The organism is Pseudoalteromonas sp. SIMBA_162 (assembly GCF_046535955.1).
Taxonomy (GTDB): Bacteria; Pseudomonadota; Gammaproteobacteria; order Enterobacterales; family Alteromonadaceae; genus Pseudoalteromonas; species Pseudoalteromonas marina.
On record NZ_JAWJBQ010000013.1, the window covers coordinates 45986 to 65892 of the forward strand.

18 protein-coding genes and 1 riboswitch are annotated in these 19907 nt (G+C 41.2%); of the genes, 11 read left to right on the forward strand and 7 right to left on the reverse strand.

What is annotated here, in order from left to right:
* Nucleotides 1-80: 80 nt before the first annotated feature.
* Nucleotides 81-983, forward strand: a complete 903-nt coding sequence (locus R0J88_RS11080; protein WP_008127015.1) for a virulence factor BrkB family protein — start codon at nt 81-83, stop codon at nt 981-983.
* Nucleotides 984-1421, forward strand: coding sequence for a D-aminoacyl-tRNA deacylase (gene dtd / locus R0J88_RS11085; protein ID WP_410899916.1), 438 nt, complete (start codon nt 984-986; stop codon nt 1419-1421). It begins immediately after the preceding gene.
* Here dtd and R0J88_RS11090 read toward each other — a convergent pair.
* The gene (locus R0J88_RS11090) at nt 1405-2130 is read right to left on the reverse strand and encodes a spermidine synthase (protein ID WP_410899917.1); all 726 of its coding nucleotides are present in this window, start codon (nt 2128-2130) and stop codon (nt 1405-1407) included. The genes dtd and R0J88_RS11090 overlap by 17 nt on opposite strands.
* Before the next feature lie 172 nt (nt 2131-2302).
* Between R0J88_RS11090 and R0J88_RS11095 the strand changes: the two genes are divergently transcribed.
* Complete coding sequence (locus R0J88_RS11095) at nt 2303-3196, forward strand: YiiD C-terminal domain-containing protein (RefSeq protein ID WP_410899918.1); 894 nt, start codon at nt 2303-2305, stop codon at nt 3194-3196.
* Between the two features lie 67 nt (nt 3197-3263).
* Here R0J88_RS11095 and R0J88_RS11100 read toward each other — a convergent pair whose 3' ends face one another.
* From R0J88_RS11100 to dapA, 5 genes are all read right to left on the reverse strand, one after another.
* Nucleotides 3264-4298 (reverse strand): phospholipase A, encoded by a 1035-nt coding sequence (locus tag R0J88_RS11100; RefSeq protein WP_248520054.1) that lies wholly within the window; start codon nt 4296-4298, stop codon nt 3264-3266.
* Nucleotides 4299-4501: 203 nt separating this feature from the next.
* Complete coding sequence (locus tag R0J88_RS11105; protein ID WP_410899919.1) at nt 4502-5623, reverse strand: succinylglutamate desuccinylase/aspartoacylase family protein; 1122 nt, start codon at nt 5621-5623, stop codon at nt 4502-4504.
* Nucleotides 5624-5628: 5 nt separating this feature from the next.
* Nucleotides 5629-6834, reverse strand: coding sequence for a PLP-dependent decarboxylase (locus tag R0J88_RS11110; protein WP_410899920.1), 1206 nt, complete (start codon nt 6832-6834; stop codon nt 5629-5631).
* Complete coding sequence (locus R0J88_RS11115; RefSeq protein ID WP_410899921.1) at nt 6834-7574, reverse strand: 2,3,4,5-tetrahydropyridine-2,6-dicarboxylate N-succinyltransferase; 741 nt, start codon at nt 7572-7574, stop codon at nt 6834-6836. The genes R0J88_RS11110 and R0J88_RS11115 overlap by 1 nt, the downstream gene beginning before the upstream one ends.
* 15 nt (nt 7575-7589) lie before the next feature.
* Nucleotides 7590-8474 (reverse strand): 4-hydroxy-tetrahydrodipicolinate synthase, encoded by an 885-nt coding sequence (dapA, locus tag R0J88_RS11120; RefSeq protein ID WP_410899922.1) that lies wholly within the window; start codon nt 8472-8474, stop codon nt 7590-7592.
* Nucleotides 8475-8602: 128 nt separating this feature from the next.
* A riboswitch (Lysine riboswitch) is annotated at nt 8603-8799 on the reverse strand.
* Between the two features lie 191 nt (nt 8800-8990).
* Here dapA and R0J88_RS11125 point away from each other — a divergent pair.
* From R0J88_RS11125 to R0J88_RS11150, 6 genes are all read left to right on the forward strand, one after another.
* Nucleotides 8991-9695 (forward strand): DNA-3-methyladenine glycosylase I, encoded by a 705-nt coding sequence (locus tag R0J88_RS11125; protein WP_341218979.1) that lies wholly within the window; start codon nt 8991-8993, stop codon nt 9693-9695.
* A 2-nt stretch (nt 9696-9697) separates the two neighbouring features.
* Nucleotides 9698-11107: a protein adenylyltransferase SelO gene (locus R0J88_RS11130; RefSeq protein ID WP_410899923.1), complete on the forward strand. Its 1410-nt coding sequence runs from the start codon at nt 9698-9700 to the stop codon at nt 11105-11107.
* 389 nt (nt 11108-11496) lie between these two features.
* Nucleotides 11497-12552: an OmpA family protein gene (locus R0J88_RS11135; RefSeq protein ID WP_006791316.1), complete on the forward strand. Its 1056-nt coding sequence runs from the start codon at nt 11497-11499 to the stop codon at nt 12550-12552.
* A gap of 292 nt (nt 12553-12844) precedes the next feature.
* Entirely contained in the window at nt 12845-15442 is a 2598-nt protein-coding gene (acnB, locus tag R0J88_RS11140; RefSeq protein WP_410899941.1) for a bifunctional aconitate hydratase 2/2-methylisocitrate dehydratase, read from the forward strand.
* Between the two features lie 199 nt (nt 15443-15641).
* Nucleotides 15642-16274 (forward strand): 2OG-Fe dioxygenase family protein, encoded by a 633-nt coding sequence (locus R0J88_RS11145; protein WP_006791313.1) that lies wholly within the window; start codon nt 15642-15644, stop codon nt 16272-16274.
* Nucleotides 16275-16283: 9 nt separating this feature from the next.
* The gene (locus R0J88_RS11150; protein WP_410899924.1) at nt 16284-17519 is read left to right on the forward strand and encodes a cysteine desulfurase-like protein; all 1236 of its coding nucleotides are present in this window, start codon (nt 16284-16286) and stop codon (nt 17517-17519) included.
* Nucleotides 17520-17580: 61 nt separating this feature from the next.
* On the opposite strand, the gene R0J88_RS11155 is transcribed toward R0J88_RS11150, so the two are convergent.
* Entirely contained in the window at nt 17581-18285 is a 705-nt protein-coding gene (locus tag R0J88_RS11155; RefSeq protein ID WP_006791311.1) for a 2OG-Fe(II) oxygenase, read from the reverse strand.
* Between the two features lie 33 nt (nt 18286-18318).
* On the opposite strand from R0J88_RS11155, the gene R0J88_RS11160 reads away from it, so the two are divergent.
* Nucleotides 18319-18708: an acyl-CoA thioesterase gene (locus R0J88_RS11160; RefSeq protein ID WP_138740548.1), complete on the forward strand. Its 390-nt coding sequence runs from the start codon at nt 18319-18321 to the stop codon at nt 18706-18708.
* A 224-nt stretch (nt 18709-18932) separates the two neighbouring features.
* Complete coding sequence (locus tag R0J88_RS11165) at nt 18933-19898, forward strand: aldose epimerase family protein (protein ID WP_410899942.1); 966 nt, start codon at nt 18933-18935, stop codon at nt 19896-19898.
* Nucleotides 19899-19907: the final 9 nt, after the last annotated feature.

A 19907-nucleotide genomic window follows, 5' to 3' on the forward strand; every position in this document is an offset into this window, starting at 1 on the left:
TCCCTATTTACGTGTAAGTGCTGTAAATTCCGGTGCTGATTGTTATGATAATCAAAACTCGATAAGCACAAGTCAATTGTATGAATGATAAGCTCTCCCATTACAAACAGCAAGTTAAGTCCTTTATGCGCCAGCAACCCGGTTGGTGGATGCAATATATTAATCGTTGTATAGACGATCAAATTACAGTCAATGCTGGTTACCTTGCTTACGTAACTCTGCTTTCATTAATACCGCTTATCGCTGTAGGGGTTGCAATATTTTCAGCGTTCCCGGGGTTTGAATCGACTCGTATGGAAATAGAAAGCTTTTTGTTTACTAACTTTGTGCCGACCTCTACGGATGTGATCAGAGAGCATATTAGCTCCTTTGCAGGCAATGCCAATCAAATGACTGCAGTGGGTATAGGTTTTTTAGCCGCTGTTGCCTTACTTTTAATACGTAATGTAGATGCAACACTTAATCGTATTTGGCGTATTAAGAAAAAGCGCCCAATGATGATTTCATTTGCAGTATATTGGATGGTCTTGAGTTTAGGCCCAGTATTACTGGGGGCAAGTATCGGTGTAACTTCATATATTGTTTCTTTGGTCTCGTTTGCTGATCAAGGTATTCCAGGTTTCAGTGGGTTTTTATTAAAATTACTTCCCTATGGAATTTCGATGATGGGCTTCATCATGCTTTATACCTTAGTGCCAAATACACGCGTATCGTTTAGAGCCGCTGTGCCAGGGGCATTGTTTGCTGCACTTTTATTTGAGCTAACAAAAAAAGGATTTGCACTTTATATTAGCCACTTTCCTTCATATGAGGTTATTTACGGTGCGGTAGCAACAATTCCTATTTTATTTGTGTGGGTGTATTTAGCGTGGGTAGTTGTACTTTTAGGCGCCGAATTTACGGCGTGTATTAGCCCAAATGATATTGAGGATACCCCAGAAATAGAACTGGAAGAAGAACCTAAATCAAAGGATATAAGTTAAATGCAAGGGCTAATACAGCGCGTAAAACACGCAAAGGTAGAAGTTAACAACCAGGTAATTGGGCAAATAGAGCAAGGTATTTTACTTTTGTTAGGTGTTGAAAAGGTAGACGATAAAGGGGCAGCTGATAAGCTTTTACATAAAGTCAGTAATTACCGAATTTTTACCGACGAAAACGATAAAATGAATCTAAGTTTAAAGGACATGGGTGGTGAATTATTAGTTGTTTCGCAATTTACGTTAGCCGCAAATACTAAAAAAGGGATGCGTCCAAGCTTTTCATCGGCAGCGACCCCAACCCAGGCTAATGAGTTGTATGTGTATTTTGTAGACCAAGCCAAAGCGCTGGGAATTAGAGTCGCCACCGGTGAGTTTGGTGCCGACATGCAAGTGAGTTTATGCAACGATGGACCGGTTACGTTTAACTTATCTGTTTAGGGTGTTGTTTACTAATGACCACTATATGGTTAACGTAACCTGAAATTTTTTGAGGGTATACAGTATAACCAAATACATCGAATAATAGCTTTTGGAGCTGTTTTAACTGTGAGTTATGTTGCGATAAAAAGTTAATAAATAGTTTGCCGGTAGTGTTAAGTGCTGCGTGAATTTTTTCATAAAATGCGTGCTCAAATAAAAATCGGGGCGCATCTATCTGGCAGAATAAATCTAATATAACCCAATCTATATCACGCGCAGTAGTAAGTACCACCTGCGCATCATTGCATAGTAAGTTTTCGTTACTGCTTGATGCAAAAAACTGTGAATAACATGCCAATATGCCTGCATTTTTTTCAACTGACGTTATATTTACTTGAGGGTGTTGCTTAAGTAAATAGTTACGAATAGCCCCACCGCCCAATCCAAGTTCAAGCACGTTGGTAGGTGGTGGCAGTGTTTGCCATTGCGCTGCTAAATATTGCAAATGAGGGAACAACAGAGTTCGTGGATTATTGACGTCGATAATGGATTGCAACGTGTTGTTTATTAACAGCCAGCGTAAATTACCATGCTCGCGAACTTGAATATGATCGCCATTTACGTTTTGCCAATAAAGTAGCGTTCCTTCATTTTGGCTGTTTTCAATAAAATGACTGTTAATTAGGCCTGTTGAGGCATCAATGTATGTGGTCATGGTATTTAGCATAAACCAGCTTTAGTAAAGCGCAATGGGATCTGTCATTAATTTTTTACGTATTTTAAAAGCTTCACCAAAGTCGTATTTGCAGTTCTGTTAAGATGGAGTATGGTATTTGCCATCAACAGGTTGAGGCCTTTTTAAATTTTTACATGCGGCTTTTACAGCAACAGGAGTAAGTATGTTTCAGGTAAGTACCCCACAAAGTAGCGAAGATTGGCAAGCTTATTATCAATTACGCTGGCAGGTTTTACGCGCTCCTTGGGGGGAACCAAGAGGTTCTGAACAAGATGATTTAGAACAAGACGCTGAACACCGCTTTATAAAAAATAAAGGGGGTGACGTATTAGGTGTGGCTCGATTACATTTTAATAACCACGAGCAAGCTCAGGTTCGTTATATGGCTGTGGCTGAAGGTAACCGAAATCAGCATATTGGTAGTCGCCTGTTACACGATTTAGAAAAAATAGCGTGGACACAAAATGCCGATGAACTGGTGTTATTTGCACGTGAGCGGGCACTTGAGTTTTATAAGCGTCATGGGTACGAATTAAAAGAAAAAGCGCACTTGGCATATGGTGACGTACAGCATTATAAAATGGTTAAGCAAAAACCGAGTGAGCCGGGTTGGTTCCGCCATCCAAATTGGACTCAGGTACTGCAAAATATCTGGCGAGAATCAATTCCTATTAGTGATGCAATGGGCATTAAAGTAGAAAGTTACACCGATTGGCAATTTACAACCAGCGCTGATTTAGACGCTAATTTAAATTTACATAACACGATGTTTGCTGGTTCTATTTATAGTTTAGCCACATTAACTGGCTGGGGCGCAACGTATTTAGCGCTCAAAGAAGCGGGACTTGAAGGTAGCATAGTTTTAGCCGATGCGAGTATTAAGTACTTGAAACCACTCAATACAGATCCGCGTGGTTGTGTAGATTTACAAGCGTGTAAAGGAAAGTTAAGCGATTTAGAAGCCGATGGTAAAACAAGTTATGTGGTACCGGTAACCATTTATGATGGTGACAACGTAGTTGCTGAGTTTGAAGGTGTGTTTGCAGTAAAAAAATAACGAGTAATTTTTAATTAAAAAAGCCAAGCACTTAATAATTAATGCTTGGCTTTCTCATAAGCTGATTTTACAACAAATCAGTTAATAATATACCCACACCAATACGCTCAACGTCAGCGTTATAATCTATTAGGCTTTCACCGTAGCCGTTAAAGTATTGCGCGTAGCCACGAACGCGGCCCCACAAAGGAAATGACCAATCAAGCTGAAGTGCACCACGATTGTCTGAATTTAAATTATTGCGAGTCATAAAGCTAAATTCATGGTCGTGATAACGATAAGCACCGCTAAATTCAAAGTACCCCATGTATTTGTAAATATCAGGGTTATCATCACCTTTTGCATCTAGCAGGTTTTCTTTTTCGTCTTCAGCTATGCGATACCAAGGTTTAAAGCTAAAAACAAAGCCTCGGTTTTCCCATATGAAGTCGGCGTAAATACGGTTCCACGAGCGCGAGTTTGGTTGGCTTCGACCATTTGACTGGTGTGAAATACCTAACACAATAGCCATTTCATCGCCCCAAAGTACGTTTTCTGGATCCAGGTAATTTATCCAAAAAATTTCAGGTTCGTAGTTGGTTTCACGAAATGGCGATGAAATTTCTGAGTTATAAATTTGCCAATACGATTGCAGCGTAAAACCAAAATACAAGGCTTGGTCTTCGTCAGAAAATTCGTCAAACAAGGGAACCTTGATTGAAAGTTGATATTTTGCTTCTAAGTTATCGAGCGTATCACCATCTTGTTCATCGGTGAGCTCATCAAAACGGTCAAAAGGGCGATCGTTAGGATGCGATACGTATGATAATGGCAATATGTAATTTCGTTTGTGGGGTGTGATTACATTACGATTTTTTTTACCAACCTCTTCACGTGCTTGGCGTTTATCAAGTGCGGTCAGTTGTTTGTTTTCTTCCAGTGCAGAACATTTTTTACGAAGCTCATCGAGTGTTTGCTTGCCATCGCCTCCAATTACTTCATTCAAAATACATTGCTTGACGAGTTCTATACTGCTGTCTTGCTCGTTTTTTTGTACTTCTTCTTGCGCAAATGCTGCGGTACTTAGTAAAGCTGAAAGGGTGATCCAGTGGCGCCAGCTCATTGTAATTCCTTGTGAGTATTGGGTAGGTTGTGATTTATTTTATTATAACGCTTTTTACATTAGGTACAGTGAACTTTTACTGAACTGTTTACATTACGTTAAAGGCGGTACTAACAGGTCAAAAGAAAAGCGGCCAAAGCCGCTTTATCTAATGTACATTAACTTAGGAGATTAATGTACTCTCACGCAATGAGAAGGGTGAGCTATAGCTCAAATACGTTTGTAAAAAATTTATACAACTCAGTGCCTTGATTAACGCTTGCTGAGGCAAAGTGCAAAATAGCGATAGCATCGCAATCAAGAGTCAGCGTTTGTAATGGTTGTTCACTTAGATAGCGTTCCATACGTAAAATATGTGCGATGGGCTCGCCTGCTTTAATATGACCACCAAGTGGTGCTACATATTCAACCATGCCGCCAATAGGGGCGTAATAGGCAAAGTAGTCATCTAGGTTACACGCATAGCGAGTTATATTAGCTGGTTTATGCGGTGCATCTACTAATACGTTCTTATGATTTAGGTAGCATAATATGCTCTTTGCATCGTTGAGTGCTTCTTTTAAATCTATTTTTTCTTGGCTACCTAGCTCAACTGTAAAGGCTTCTACCTGCACGTTGAACGAACGCCCTTGCGCGCTAAGTGCATTACTTAAGTGCCACCATGGGCAAAAGCTAGCTTCATCCATAGCGCCATCAAAGTCGCTTGGGATCAGCAGTACATGTTCAATATTAAAATAACGAGCACTGTCTGTTGCATAGGTTGGGCAATATAAATGCTTACTTGAAATAGGGCCTGTGTGTAAATCGAGCACTATGTCGGCTTGGTGCGCAAGCTTTTGCAGGTTAAGCGCAATGCGTTTACCGGTATTGAGTAAATATGCGGGGCCGTTAAGTTTGGTGTCTATTTCATCAAGCAAGGCTTGTTTAAAGTTATCTTTTAAAGCTGCATCGTCGTACTGGCTATGATCTTTGGCAAACTGGGTGACTAAATCACTATTGTAGTGATACATACGGTTCCAGTTAGTGCCAGTAATAGGGTCGAATCGGCCAAGGGTAAACTCCCCTGATTTTTGATTGCAACCAATAGGGTTAGCATATGGTACTAAGGTAATGTCGCCTTTTAAATTGAGCTGTTTTAACTGCTCTAGCAGCTGAAAAATAACCGCGTTACCTTGTACCTCGGCGCCATGCATGTTGGCTTGAATATACACGCTTGGACCTGTGCCGTCGCCTTTTAAGCGATACACCGGAATAGTGAGAGGCAAGCCATTTGCTACTTCCCCTACTACAATGTTTTCTTGGCTAATGGGTGTTGTTATGCTCATGTTTATTACCTTAAGTAGTGACTGGCATCTTCTGCTTGGCGTACACAGGTGAGCTCGCCATTTTGTAACACGTATTCTGCAGCTAGTTCATGGCATAAAAAATAGGGCATGCTTTCGGTAAAACCATAGGCGCCACATTGGCTAAACACCAGCCAGTCTTGCTCGTTTAAATCGCTTGGTAGGGTATGCTCGCCTAAGCAATCAAGGGCAGTACATAATGGGCCATATAGGCTCATTGCTTGTTCTGGCGCCGTTGATTCGCGCAATAACGCCGCAGGAAAATCTTGGCTTGTAACAGCAGGACGCAATAAGTGGTTAATACCACCGGTTAAAATAACTTGCTGTTGGCCGTAGTTTTGTTTGCACTCTACTACGGGGTTAGCATAATGACCGCATTCGCCTACAGCGAAGCGGCCAAGCTCCATCCAAAGCTCGTCTACACCCGCCTCTTTTTTAATTTTAGCAAGCGCGGCTATAAGGCCATCCCACTCAAGGATTGTCTCGTTTTGTGTATAAGGAATGCCTAAACCGCCGCCTAAATCGAGAATTTTAAGGTTTATATTTAAGTTATTAGCCAAGGTGGTAAGCGGTGCAATCATTTGCGACCACAGCTCGCTTAGCTTTTGCGTGCTAAGCATGTTGCCCCACTGAAAAATATGCAGGCCATCAAAATTAAGTGCTGGGTAATCGCCAGTATTGAGCGCTTGCCATTCATCGCAGCCAAGCCCAAACGGAGTTAGGCTGTCGCCGCCTAGTGGGTTTTTTTCACCTTCAGGCCAGCGTAGTTGCACACGCAATAAAACTTGCAGCTGCGTATTTTGCAGCTGCGCTTGTTGGTTTAACCAACGCACTTGATTGAGGCTTTCGGCAACAAAAATACGTACGCCGCGCTCAATAAAGTGTTTAATTTGTTTAGGGCTCTTTGCAGGCCCTGTGTTGAGCACGCGCTGCGAACTAATACCTTGTGCAAGGACTTGTTCAAGTTCACCTTTACTTGCTACGTCAAAGTTAAAGCTTGCGCTATCTAAGCTTTGAATAATCTTAGAAAGCGGGTTCGCTTTTACTGCATACCAAAGTTTTACATCGGTTTGCGCAACTAAGTGCGCAAGGTGTGCGTTTAGTTTATCTAGGTCGTAAACAAAAAAAGGTGTATCAAGTTGCTGTGTAAGCGTATTAACAGCGGTTTTGATTGGCGTGCTCAAAAAGCTCATTATCGTAAAACCTCTTCTAGCAATAATGATGCATCGCTTTGTTCGTCGCGGTATTTAACAATTAACGCACACGACATGCTTAAGCCTTGCTCTCGTGCCCATTCGTTAGATGCCGGGCGAGAGCCAGGTATTACAATTGCGTATTCTGGAATTGGCTCGCCTTTATCTAGCTGGCGCTCGTTAACGCAGTCGTACACCGGAATGGTTGCAGATAAACGCACGCCTGGTGCCAGTACCGCGCCTTTTTTAACCACTACGCCTTCAACAATGACACAACCTGCGCCAATAAACGCATCGTCCTCAACTACAACTGGGCTTGCACCAATTGGCTCAAGTACACCACCAAGTTGCACGGCTGCGCTCAAATGTACGTTTTTACCTACTTGTGCACACGAACCCACTAATGCGTGGCTATCAACCATAGTGCCTTCGTCGATGTATGCGCCAATATTTACGTACGCTGGTGGCATAATAATAGTGCCTTTAGCTACGTAGGCACCGCGGCGAACGCTTGAACCACCTGGTACCATACGCACGCCGTCGTCAGTGCTAAACTCTTGCGGTGCAAGGTTGTGCTTATCAACAAACCCGCCCGCAAACTCGGTGTTAGTGCCATTTTTAAAGGCTTCTAAAATGCCTTGTTTTACTTCTACGTTAGCTTCCCATTGGCCGCTTTCGTTTTTTGATGCTGCGCGTACTGCGCCCGATTCTAAATTATTTAGTAGTTCTAACCAGCTCATTATAAAAACCTGTATTTAATGCCAAGATAAAATGGTGTCGTTTGCAGTGGTAATGCAATCGGTTTGCGTTAACTCAAGATGCGTTAAAGGCGGGCGCAGCAACGGGCTACTTAAGCGGCCTTGTTGGTGCATTAGCACTTTAACGGGAATAGGGTTTGCTACAGCAAATAGGCTATTAATAGCGCGAGTCCACTGAGCAAATAAATTGGGGTGTTGGCCACTTAAGCTGCGTTTTACAAATTCGTGTGTTTGCAAAGGCCACGCGTTTGCCGCAACTGATACTAAGCCTTTTGCACCTGCTTGGGCGAAATAGGGCATAAGTGCATCGTCGCCACTGTATAGCGCTAAATTAGGCGCGGCTTGTCGGTATGCTTCAAATTGGGTGATGTTGCCACTGGCTTCTTTCAAAGCCCACAGTTTTGGGTGCGCTTTTAAGTTTTCAATGGTTTCGATAGGAATGCTTACACCGCTGCGCCCAGGTACGTTGTATAACATACACGGATGCGCGCTTTCGTTTAATAAGCTTTCGTACCAATGTGTTTGACCTACAGCCCCTGGTTTTGCATAAAGAGGCGAGCCTAATAAGTAGCTGTGAATAGGTAATTGGTTACAGTAGCTAACCCATTCTTTTTGTTGGGCCAAGTTACTACCACCAACAGCAACCATAAGCGGTACACTGGGTTTTAATTGGCACACATGCTCAACAATGCCTTGCTGCTCATTAAGCGTAAGGGCTAAACCTTCACCTGTGCTACCGAGCAGTAAAATACCGTTGTGTGCTGCTTCTTGTTCGCTAACAAGTGTTGTGAGCGTGTCGTAGTCAACATTACCTTGTTGATCAAACGGCGTAACAAGCGCTGTCCACAGTGCGTAGTCATCTAAATTGAAATTATTGATCATCTCTTACGAACCTATAAGGTGTTCGAGATATTAAAGGGGCTGTATGATGTGAGCCGCATTAACGTCGTTCGAACAGTATTCGAAGAGCGAATGGGCTTAAAATAATAGGGCGCACGGCCTTATTATTTAAGACCAGAAGCTCTCCACCAAACTAATAAGCTGTTTTAAAACAGCTATTGGTGACAGTCGCTAGGATTCAACCTAGTCGCCCGAAGTAATTGCTTCGCAAAAGCGTTTACCTCTCGGCGGTATTCCCCTGACGTATGCTCACTGGAGTTTGCGCTCCTAACATACGCTACCTGAATAACGCACCTCTTCTAGCCCTTTGTATTTTGTTTAACCGCAAAAGGTTTAACAAAATACAATTTAAATAGGGTAATTGCGGCGATTAAAACATTTTAGCCGTCTAGGTGTCAAGTTGCAGGATACAGATTAGTTCATCGAAAATGTGGGTGGTTACGTATTGGCTGCTTTTCTCGTAAACTAACCCTATGAGCAGCGAGGTATTTAATAAGTATGGAAAAATTTAGCGATATTTATAAGCGAGCAGTAGAGCGAAAAGGCTCTGAAAAAATGCTTAAGTTATTACTCGCAAAACCCTTATCTAAAAAAGCATTAAGCGCATTAAGTGACGACGATTGGCTTGAAGAATTTACCCGAAAAGTTTTTCAAAGTGGTTTTTACTGGTCGGTAATAAACAGCAAATGGCCGGGCTTTAGAGAGGTTTTTTGGGAATTCAGCGTTGATAAGCTATTAATGATGCCGCCCGATATGCTCGAGCAAAAAGCGAGTGATGAGCGTATTATTCGTAATTATAAAAAAGTGAAAACAATTCCTGAAAATGCCTACATGATCCACGAAATAGCACAGGAATATGGCAGTTTTAGCAAGTTTATTGCCCAGTGGCCAACAGATAATATTATTGGTTTATGGGCGCATTTAAAAAAACACGGTGCCCGATTAGGCGGTAATACAGGCCCTTATGCCTTAAGAGCACTTGGCAAAGACACTTTTTTACTTTCGCGAGATGTAGAGAGTTACCTAAGGGCACATAAAATTATTGATGGTGGGCTGCAAACTAAAAAATCACTCACTGCTGCGCAGGCATTTTTTAACGAAATGCAAAAGCAAAGTGGTTTAAGTATGCAAGAGCTAAGTTTAATTGTGGCCTATGGTGTGGGTGACAATCGCGTAGGTATACGTCAACAGTCAGGAAATTAACCATGAAACTAGTGCCGAGATACACAGACATAGCAGATAATTTCGCAATAGAAGATCAACCATCAAGCGTTGCAGCTCCGCAACTGCTTTTGTGGAACGAAGCGTTAGCAAAGCAGTTTAATATAGGTGTTGAGCCGCAGCTGCGTCCTAGTACCTTTGCAGGCAATGAATCACAGCAAATAAAGTCGGTAGCGCTTGGTTATTCTGGGCACCAGTTTGGTCACTTTTCGCCGCGTTTGGGTGATGGGCGAGCGCATTTGCTTGGTGCTATAAATGACGATAAAAACCAGCTGTGGGACATTCAGTTAAAGGGCTCAGGCGCTACCCCGTATTCTAGAGGTGGCGATGGGCGATGTGCATTAGGCCCTGCTATTCGTGAATACGTAATGAGTGAAGCTATGCACGCATTAGGTATTCCCACTACTCGTTGTTTGGCTGTGGTTGGTACCGGCGAAGCGGTTTACCGTAATCCGCCTCAACCAGGGGCTGTTGTTACTCGCCTAGCAAGCAGCCATATTCGTGTTGGCTCGTTTCAATACTTAGCAACCCAAGGCGATGCTGAGGGATTAAAAAAATTAGCTGATTTAGCAATTAAACGCCATTACCCTGAAATAACGAGTGAAGGCCCTGAGCGGTATATCGCTTTTTTGACAGCAGTCATTAGCAATCAAGTGAACTTGATTATTAATTGGATGCGCGTTGGGTTTGTTCATGGCGTTATGAACACCGATAACACGCTCGTAAGTGGCGAAACTATAGATTATGGCCCGTGTGCAATGATGGATAGCTTTGATTTTGACACCGTATTTAGCTCTATAGACAAGCAAGGCCGCTACTCTTTTGGTAATCAGCCAAATATGGCGAGTTGGAATTGTGCTCGCTTAGCTGAAAGCCTTATCCCATTAATTAGCGATGATGAAGAAAAAGCTGTGTCATTACTTACTCCAGTTATACATCATTTTTCAGAGCAATTTAATACTCAATTTACAGTAATGTGGAGCAAAAAATTAGGCCTGGCTGGTGCAAAAGAGGGCGACAAAGATCTTGTTTCTGAGCTACTAACATTATTGCAAGCACATCATCTTGATTACACCAATACTTTTGATGCACTGACGGAGTTTGTGAATGGCAATGCAACTATTCCAAAAGAATTAATTGAGTGGGCGAATAAGTGGCAAAGCCGAACAAGTAACGATAGCTACAAAACCATGCGAGCGGCCAATCCACGTATAATTCCGCGAAATCATATAATTGAAACAATATTAGCTGAATATAATGAGCTTGGTTCAAGTAAACTGATGAGCCGTTTTGTAAAAGTAGCTAATAATCCGTATTTGTTCAGCGATGATATGACCGAATTTCAGGAGGTACCGTCAAATGATACCGACTATAAAACTTTTTGTGGTACTTAAGTGTTGTAAAATAAGATAAGTTAATGATTATAAATAACGATATTTTAGCACAGAGATGTTCATTGATTGAGCAAAGCAAATTCCGGTGTTACTATCTAAACATAAAGATAAGTTAGTTTCATTGTGAACAAGAGCAATTGATTGAGTTGTCTTTGTGTCTTCTGCAGATTATCGATTTATATGATCAACTAGTTGGTTTCTAGCTAGGTAAAGTTTTAAATTTCACCTAAACTGATTTGTTGGATATCGTTATATCGCATTGAAAAAAATTATAAACTTTATTTTTCGTTAAGTATTGATTAACAAAAGTTGAGTTAGTCTGTATAAAACTTAGTGAGCTAGTACTTAATTAGCCACAATTTATTAGTTGTTAAAATGGGAAGAAAACAATGAAATTAAAATCACTAACTATTGCAATTGCGTTAGCTGCAACTAGCGTATCTACTTTTGCTGCTGACAAGCAAGAAGGTTTCTACATTGGCGCATTTGGCGACTACTACGATGCGTCTTGGGAAAATATGAGCGCACAGGCTGGTCTTGACGTAAACGAGTCGACTGGCTTTGGTCTTGAAGCGGGTTACCGCTTCAGCGATTTTTGGAGTGCTCGTTTAGAGTATGCAGATCTTGATTTCAATGCATTCGACAAAGCCGCTGGTAACCGTAACAATATCGACGGTAGCCGTTTTGGTATTGATGCGCTTTACCATTTAGATGGCGGTCCTTTCTACGGTTTAGTTGGTATAAAATCAATGGACGTTGTTGATGACAACACGTTCTTAAATGCAGGTGTTGGTTACAGACACTTCATTACTGACAACTTATTCGCTAACGTTGAAACTGCTGTATACCAAGGTATTGATAAAGGTTACACAGATGTTGGCGCTAAATTAGGTATTAACTATTTCTTTGGACAAAACACTATGCCTGCTGAGCCGGTACAGCCTGCGCCAGAGGTTGTTGAAGTTATGGTTGAGCCAGTAGACAGCGACAATGACAATATTTTAGATGCTGATGACAAGTGTCCTAATACACCAATGACAGATGCTGTCGATGGTACTGGTTGTACTTTATATGAAGATAAAGAAGTAACTGTGAGCTTATTAGTAACGTTCCCTAACGACAAAGCTGCTGTATCACAGCGTTACTTAGACGACATCGATCAAGTTGCATCTTTCTTAAAAGATTACCCAGATACAACAGTGCTTTTAGAAGGTCATACTTCAGCAGTAGGTAAAGCGACTTACAACAAAATGCTATCTAAAAAGCGTGCTGATTCGGTAGCTAAGCAATTAATAGCTGACGGTATTGCATCTGACCGCATTACTACGGTAGGTTTAGGTGAAGAGCGCCTTAAAAATGAAGCTAACACAGCAGCTGCACACGCAGAGAATCGTCGTGTTGAAGCGCACATCAAAACAATCAAAACAGTAAAAGTTTTACGTTAATAGATTATTTTGATTATAAAAACCCAGCTTATGCTGGGTTTTTTTATGGCCGCTATTTATGCTTGCCTACCTAAATAGTAATGATTATTACTTAACAAGTATTCATGGAAATAGAATTTCCCGTAACTACTATTCATAGTGTTTATAGTCGGTATAATCAGTTGTGTAACTGGATGGATTTTCATCTATCTATAAAAGCTTTATAATTACGCGTTAGAATACTATAAGTATTGGGTAACAAGTGCGCATGAAGCGCTACCGAATACTTTCACGTCACCAAGAGGGCAATATTGTGCTACAAGAATATCGTAAACACGTAGAAGAACGTGCCGCGTTAGGTATCGTACCAGCGCCATTAGATGCTCAGCAAACTGCTGATCTTATTGAATTAATAAAAACCCCACCGGCAGGTGAAGAAGAATTCATTTTAGATTTATTAATCAATCGTGTACCACCAGGTGTTGATGACGCTGCTTACATCAAAGCAGGCTTCCTAGCCGCTGTTGCTAAAGGTGAAGCGACTACTTCTCTTATTTCTAAAGAAAAAGCAGCTGAATTATTAGGAACAATGCTAGGCGGATACAACATTGCGCCAATGATTGACCTACTTGATGACGAATCATTAGCGCCAATCGTAGTAAAAGGCCTTTCAAACACATTACTTATGTTTGATGCTTTCTACGACGTAGAAGAAAAAGCCAAAGCAGGCAATGTGTTTGCTAAGCAAATTATCGAATCTTGGGCTGCAGCGCAATGGTTTACAAATAAGCCAGCAGTAGCTGAAAAAATCTCTGTTACTGTATTTAAAGTAACGGGTGAAACAAACACCGATGACTTATCACCTGCACCAGATGCATGGTCACGTCCTGATATCCCACTTCATGCTTTGGCAATGCTAAAAAATGAGCGTGATGGCATAAACCCAGATAAAGCAGGTGAAGTAGGTCCTATCGTACAGCTTGAAGAATTAAAAACTAAAGGCTTACCACTTGCTTATGTAGGTGACGTTGTAGGTACTGGTTCTTCTCGTAAGTCTGCTACTAACTCTGTGCTTTGGTTTATGGGTGATGATATCCCATTTGTACCAAACAAACGTGTTGGTGGTGTATGTTTAGGTAACAAAATAGCACCTATCTTCTTTAACACAATGGAAGATTCTGGCGCATTACCAATCGAATTAAATGTTGACGAGTTCAACATGGGTGATCAAATTGATATTTACCCATACGAAGGTGTTGTTAAACGCCATGGTACTGATGATGTTATCTCTACTTTCGAACTTAAATCAGATGTAATCCTTGATGAAGTTCGTGCTGGTGGTCGTATTCCACTTATCATTGGTCGTGGTTTAACAGACAAAGCACGTACATCTTTAGGTTTAGGTGCTACTGATGTATTTAAAGTACCAGCAGTGACTGAAGAGTCAGACAAAGGCTTTACACTAGCGCAAAAAATGGTTGGTAAAGCATGTAACGTAGCCGGTATTCGCCCAGGCCAATACTGTGAGCCTAAAATGACTACTGTAGGTTCGCAAGATACTACTGGTCCTATGACACGTGATGAACTTAAAGACTTAGCATGTTTAGGTTTCTCTGCAGATTTAACAATGCAGTCATTCTGTCATACCTCTGCTTACCCTAAACCAATTGACGTAAACACGCACCATACGCTTCCTGATTTCATCATGAACCGTGGCGGTGTTTCACTTCGCCCTGGTGACGGTGTAATTCACTCGTGGTTAAACCGTATGTTATTACCAGATACCGTAGGTACTGGTGGTGATTCACATACTCGTTTCCCATTAGGTATTTCGTTCCCAGCGGGTTCAGGTGCAGTAGCATTCGCAGCAGCAACAGGTGTTATGCCACTTGATATGCCTGAGTCTATTTTGGTTCGCTTTAAAGGTGAAATGCAGCCAGGTATCACATTACGTGATCTTGTTCATGCAATTCCTTACTACGGTATCAAAGAAGGCTTATTAACGGTTGAGAAGAAAGGTAAAATCAACGAATTCTCTGGCCGTGTACTAGAAATTGAAGGTGTTGAGCACTTAACTGTTGAGCAAGCATTTGAACTATCAGATGCATCAGCAGAACGTTCAGCTGCAGGTTGTACTGTTAAGCTTTCTAAAGAGTCTATCTCTGAGTACCTTGAGTCTAACATTGTTATGCTTAAGTGGATGATCTCTGAAGGTTACGGCGATGTTCGTACAATCGAGCGTCGTATTACTGCAATGCAAGATTGGTTGGCTAACCCAGAACTTATGGAAGCTGACGCGGATGCAGAATACAAGCACGTACTTGAAATCGACCTAGCTGATATTAAAGAGCCGGTACTTTGTGCTCCGAATGACCCAGATGATGCGCGTTTACTATCTGACGTTACAGGTGAGAAAATCGATGAAGTATTTATCGGTTCTTGTATGACTAATATTGGTCACTTCCGTGCCGCAGGTAAATTATTAGATGGCTTTACTGGTCGTATTCCAACACAGCTTTGGGTTGCTCCACCAACGAAGATGGATAAAGACCAACTTACAGACGAAGGTTACTACGGTATCTTTGGTCGTGTTGGTGCACGTATTGAAACTCCAGGGTGTTCACTGTGTATGGGTAACCAAGCACGCGTTGCAGATAAAGCAACAGTTGTTTCTACTTCAACACGTAACTTCCCTAACCGTTTAGGTACAGGCGCAAACGTATTCTTAGCATCAGCAGAGCTTGCTGCAGTGGCGGCAATTTTAGGTAAATTACCTACTCCGGCTGAGTACCAGGAATATGCAGCGAAAATCAATGCAACGGCAGCAGATACTTACCGTTACTTGAACTTCCACCGTATGCCTCAGTACACTAAAAAAGCAGACAACGTAATTATTCAGCAAGCTGTTTAATTTATAGAGTTTGAATAAAAAACCCGCTTCGGCGGGTTTTTTATTGTTTAAATATAATTTAGATTATTCATGCTTTAATAGCCTTATACTGAATTAAAATTAAGTATTTTTCACATTTAAGTTGGATAATAAAGCAATAATTCCTCGCTACATGCATTAAAATCTCTTTTAATATTCTCATTATTTTAGGCGAGATTTCATGACTGCATTAAACAACCAGAATTTACTGCAACTTCGTTTTATTAACCAAGCAAATATTGATTTGGTTAAGCCTTCTTTTGATAACCTACCTGCAAATCCATATGCAGATGGCGAATTTCGTAAGCGTCGTTATTCAGTAATTAAATTTCAAGATGGTGAGCTAAAATTGCAAGCTGCCAAAGCATTTGTTCAAGACGACTCGATTAATACGTTTCAAGGTAACGTTGAACGTACTTACGAAAATTTAGAGCAAAGCCTACTTGAATCAGATGGCATGAAAAGTATTGTCAGTGAGTTTTGCCAGCTTACCGGTATTGATGAAGATCGCGATATTGAAATACATCAATTTAGAATGTTAGCCATTGATAGCGATACGCCAGCAGCGCCAGAAGGCGTGCATCAAGACGGTTTTGATCATGTATGTATATGCGGTGTTTCGCACGAAAACTTAGAAGGTGGCGAGTTACTTGTATACGAAAACAAACAAGCTGAGCCATGTTTCAAAATGGAAATTAAAGACGGCATGTTTGCGCTTATAAACGACCGCCAAGTTTGGCACAATGCAACACCAATGAACAAAGTTGATGCCAGCAAACCAGGTTACCTGGATTGTTTTGTACTTACGTCTTAAGGGATGAGCATGAATATAGCGCAATTACGTGAGCAGTTTCCGGCATTAATGCAAAGCGTTGATGGTAAATCGCCGATATTTTTGGACGGCCCTGGTGGCTCTCAAGTGCCGCAGTCAGTGCTTAATGCAATGTCTGCTTATTTAGGACACTTCAATTCAAACCTAGGTGGCGCGTTTTTTTCAAGCGATAAAACTGTTGAGCTAATGGCAAATGCACGCCAAGCTGCAGCAGATTTACTTAATGCGCCAAGTGCTCAAAATATTGTGTTTGGCCCTAACATGACAAGCCTTACCTTTAGTTTTAGCCGAGCTATATCGCGCGATTGGCAAGCCGGTAATGAGATCATTGTTACTAACGCCGATCACTTCTCAAACGTGTCATCATGGCAGCAAGCCGCAGAAGATAAAGGCGTTAAGGTTAATACTGCCTTGATTAATGAAGCCGATTGCAGCCTAGATATGACGCAGTTTGAAAGCTTATTAAACAGCAAGACTAAGTTGGTGGCTGTTACCTATGCTTCAAATACTACAGGCTCAATTAACGATATTGAACGCATTATAGAGCTAGCTCATGCTGTCGGTGCTCTTGTGTACGTTGATGCGGTACATTATGCGCCGCACGAGCTTATTGATGTACAAGCCCTTGATTGCGACTTTTTAGCCTGCTCAGCGTATAAGTTTTTTGGCCCACACTTAGGGATGGTGTACGGTAAAAAAGAGCATCTTGAAGGTTTTACGCCTTACAAAGTAGAGCCTGCTAAAGATGTAGCGCCGGGACGTTGGGAAACAGGTACCCAAAGCTTTGAAGCAATGGCAGGCTTTATTGCCGCTGTTGATTACATTGCTGCAATTAGCGAGCTTGATGATGACCATACACGCCGTGAAAAGCTAACAGCTGCGTTTGCTAAAACTAAACAGCACGAGATGGCGCTCAGTGAACACTTTTTAACGCGCTTAGTTAATTACCCTCGTATAAAATTGTACGGTATTGACGACTTTGATCGATTAAACGAACGTACCCCTACGTTTGCTTTAACGTTTGAAGGTTTAGAGCCACGCGCCGTTTCAGAGTTTTTAGGCAAACAGCATATATGTGTGTGGGATGGACATTTTTACGCGCAAGGTTTGTGTAAGCAATTAAACGTGCTTGATACAGGCGGTGTAGTACGTATTGGTTGTATGCATTACAACACAGTCGAAGAGCTTGATAAGCTGTTTGATATGTTTGACGAGCTACTTGGTTAAATAGGTCGTCTACTAAATATATAAATAAGCCATAAGTGTTACTTATGGCTTATTTATTGGTTTAGCTTTTAGGTGCACCATATATTTGCTCTGCACGGTTAAATAGCACCCACGAGGTTAAAATATACTTATCGTTTGATACTGGCTTATTACCCCTATGTGTATGCGTAAAGTAGCCAGGCGCTATCACCATGGTGCCTTTTTTAGGGGCTATTTTACGGTTTTGATAATAAAACTCCGTTTCTCCACCTTCCTCGACATCGTTTAAGTAAAACATAAATAAAAGTACACGATGCAGGGCTTCATTGTGTTGTAACTGAGGATACACTTCGCTGTGCCAGTAAGGATAACCCCCTTTATTTACCTCGTATTTCTGCGCTTGGATATTACCTAATCTAAATATTTGCTGCACAAGGACAGGGAGCTGTGGCTTACCCACTTCATCAAAATTTTCTTGAGTTAAATCTACTACTTCCCCCGTTTTTGGATGATAAACCTTTAAGCCAAATGCGCCAATCATCATAAAAATATGTTCTTCAATATAGTTAAAAACATGTTGTGCAGTCGTTTGTTGTATATGTTTTAATTGCTCTGCATATTCGGGGTGACTATTTAGGTGCAGGTCGTGGCTGTCTTTTTTCTTTAAATCAACACCGCCTGAAGTAACCCCTTGTTTTACATGCGGGCTTTGCGTGAACGTATTAATAAAGTTATCGCAAAAATCATCGCTCAATGCGTTTTCATAAACGCGAATAAAGTCCGTCATGGTTTACCTTTGTATAATTATTTTTGGATTAATATGTTTATTGAAAAAGTGATACCGCGCTTTAGCGAAACAGATGCACTCGGACACATCAACAATACCGTACTCCCCGTGTGGTTTGAAGCCGCTCGCGTCCCTATTTTTAAATTTTTTACGCCAGACTTAAACCCACATGACTGGAAACTAATCATTGCCAAAATAGAAGTGTCGTTTGTGGGGGAGTTATTTTATGGCCACGAGATCACGATTAAAACGTCTGTAGATCACATCGGCACAAGCTCTTTTGTACTCAAGCAAGAGGCATTTCAGCATGATAAATGCTGTGCAATTGGAAAGGTTGTAATGGTCAGATATAACTTTGCTGAAAGAGCTAAGCAAGCTTTGAGCACTGAAGAAAAAGCAGCACTTGAGAAGCATATGGCTTAATTTACAAACCGATACTGCGGTGTTACGCACATTTCAACTTAGCCAATTATAAAAAGGTAGTCAGTATTAACGTTAAATAAATAGCGCAATTGTAAATTTTATTAAAAAATTTAACGTTTTTTAATTGAGTTACCAATATGAGTTATATACTATTTATAATATATATAGCTGCCTTATCTAACTAATATAGTTTTCTAGGTAACTTTTGAGGAATGTGCGTGACGATGACAACCATTGATGAACCAATGCGGGTTATACAGCTTAGTGACTCTAAGAATCTAACTGCCGAAATATTGCCATTTGGTGCAATAATTAAAAGCATTAAATTTAAAAACCAAGAAATGACGCTTAGCGTCGACGATCCTCAGTACTATCTTGAAAACCCATTTTATTTAGGCGCTACAGTAGGTCGATACGCTAATCGTATCGCTGAAGGGCGTTTTAACTTATCTGGCTCGCAGTATCAACTGGAAGCAAATAACGGCCCTAATAGCCTACACGGCGGCGTTAAAGGCTTTAATAAAGTACTTTGGCAAGTAACCAAACAAACCGACAGTGAGGTTGAGCTTTATTATTGCTCAGTGGATGGCGAAGAGGGTTTTCCTGGAGAGTTAAATGTATGGCAAACCATTACTGCAGAAAATGGGCAGCTTCTACTTAAGTTTAAAGCGACTTGCAATAAAGAAACTCTCGTTAACTTCACTAACCATTGCTATTTTAATCTTGAGAGCAGCGACACTATTGAGAACCATTTACTTCAGGTAAATGCGACTCACTATTTACCCATTGATGAGCACAGCATCCCATTGGACGGGCCTGCCCCCGTTGCAAATAGCTGCTTTGATTTCATTAAGCCAAAATTAGTTAAAGATGCATTAACGCAAAGTCACACCCAATTAGATGCAGCTAATGGTTTAGATCACTGCTATGTATTTGAAAACGACGACAGCCTTCATACCATGGCTACTTTAACGTCGCAGCAAACCGGTATTAATTTAACACTCAAAAGCACTCAGCCAGGCATGCAGTTATACACAGCAAACTTTGTTGGTGCTCCTTTTAAGCCGCGACAAGCACTGTGCCTTGAAGCGCAAAATTGGCCTGATGCGCCAAATCGCGAAAATTATCCTAAAGCTAATTTATTGTCTGATGAAGAATATAATCAGGTTATTATTTATGCATTTTCGTAATTAAACTCA

Excerpts from the sequence above, each read along its gene's own strand:
- R0J88_RS11080 (WP_008127015.1), top strand. The coding sequence starts at position 81 with ATGAATGATAAGCTCTCCCATTACAAACAGCAAGTTAAGTCCTTTATG.
- dtd (WP_410899916.1), top strand. The coding sequence starts at position 984 with ATGCAAGGGCTAATACAGCGCGTAAAACACGCAAAGGTAGAAGTTAAC.
- R0J88_RS11090 (WP_410899917.1), bottom strand. The coding sequence starts at position 2,130 with ATGCTAAATACCATGACCACATACATTGATGCCTCAACAGGCCTAATT.
- R0J88_RS11095 (WP_410899918.1), top strand. The coding sequence starts at position 2,303 with ATGTTTCAGGTAAGTACCCCACAAAGTAGCGAAGATTGGCAAGCTTAT.
- R0J88_RS11100 (WP_248520054.1), bottom strand. The coding sequence starts at position 4,298 with ATGAGCTGGCGCCACTGGATCACCCTTTCAGCTTTACTAAGTACCGCA.
- R0J88_RS11105 (WP_410899919.1), bottom strand. The coding sequence starts at position 5,623 with ATGAGCATAACAACACCCATTAGCCAAGAAAACATTGTAGTAGGGGAA.
- R0J88_RS11110 (WP_410899920.1), bottom strand. The coding sequence starts at position 6,834 with ATGAGCTTTTTGAGCACGCCAATCAAAACCGCTGTTAATACGCTTACA.
- R0J88_RS11115 (WP_410899921.1), bottom strand. The coding sequence starts at position 7,574 with ATGAGCTGGTTAGAACTACTAAATAATTTAGAATCGGGCGCAGTACGC.
- dapA (WP_410899922.1), bottom strand. The coding sequence starts at position 8,474 with ATGATCAATAATTTCAATTTAGATGACTACGCACTGTGGACAGCGCTT.
- R0J88_RS11125 (WP_341218979.1), top strand. The coding sequence starts at position 8,991 with ATGGAAAAATTTAGCGATATTTATAAGCGAGCAGTAGAGCGAAAAGGC.
- R0J88_RS11130 (WP_410899923.1), top strand. The coding sequence starts at position 9,698 with ATGAAACTAGTGCCGAGATACACAGACATAGCAGATAATTTCGCAATA.
- R0J88_RS11135 (WP_006791316.1), top strand. The coding sequence starts at position 11,497 with ATGAAATTAAAATCACTAACTATTGCAATTGCGTTAGCTGCAACTAGC.
- R0J88_RS11145 (WP_006791313.1), top strand. The coding sequence starts at position 15,642 with ATGACTGCATTAAACAACCAGAATTTACTGCAACTTCGTTTTATTAAC.
- R0J88_RS11150 (WP_410899924.1), top strand. The coding sequence starts at position 16,284 with ATGAATATAGCGCAATTACGTGAGCAGTTTCCGGCATTAATGCAAAGC.
- R0J88_RS11155 (WP_006791311.1), bottom strand. The coding sequence starts at position 18,285 with ATGACGGACTTTATTCGCGTTTATGAAAACGCATTGAGCGATGATTTT.
- R0J88_RS11160 (WP_138740548.1), top strand. The coding sequence starts at position 18,319 with ATGTTTATTGAAAAAGTGATACCGCGCTTTAGCGAAACAGATGCACTC.
- R0J88_RS11165 (WP_410899942.1), top strand. The coding sequence starts at position 18,933 with ATGACAACCATTGATGAACCAATGCGGGTTATACAGCTTAGTGACTCT.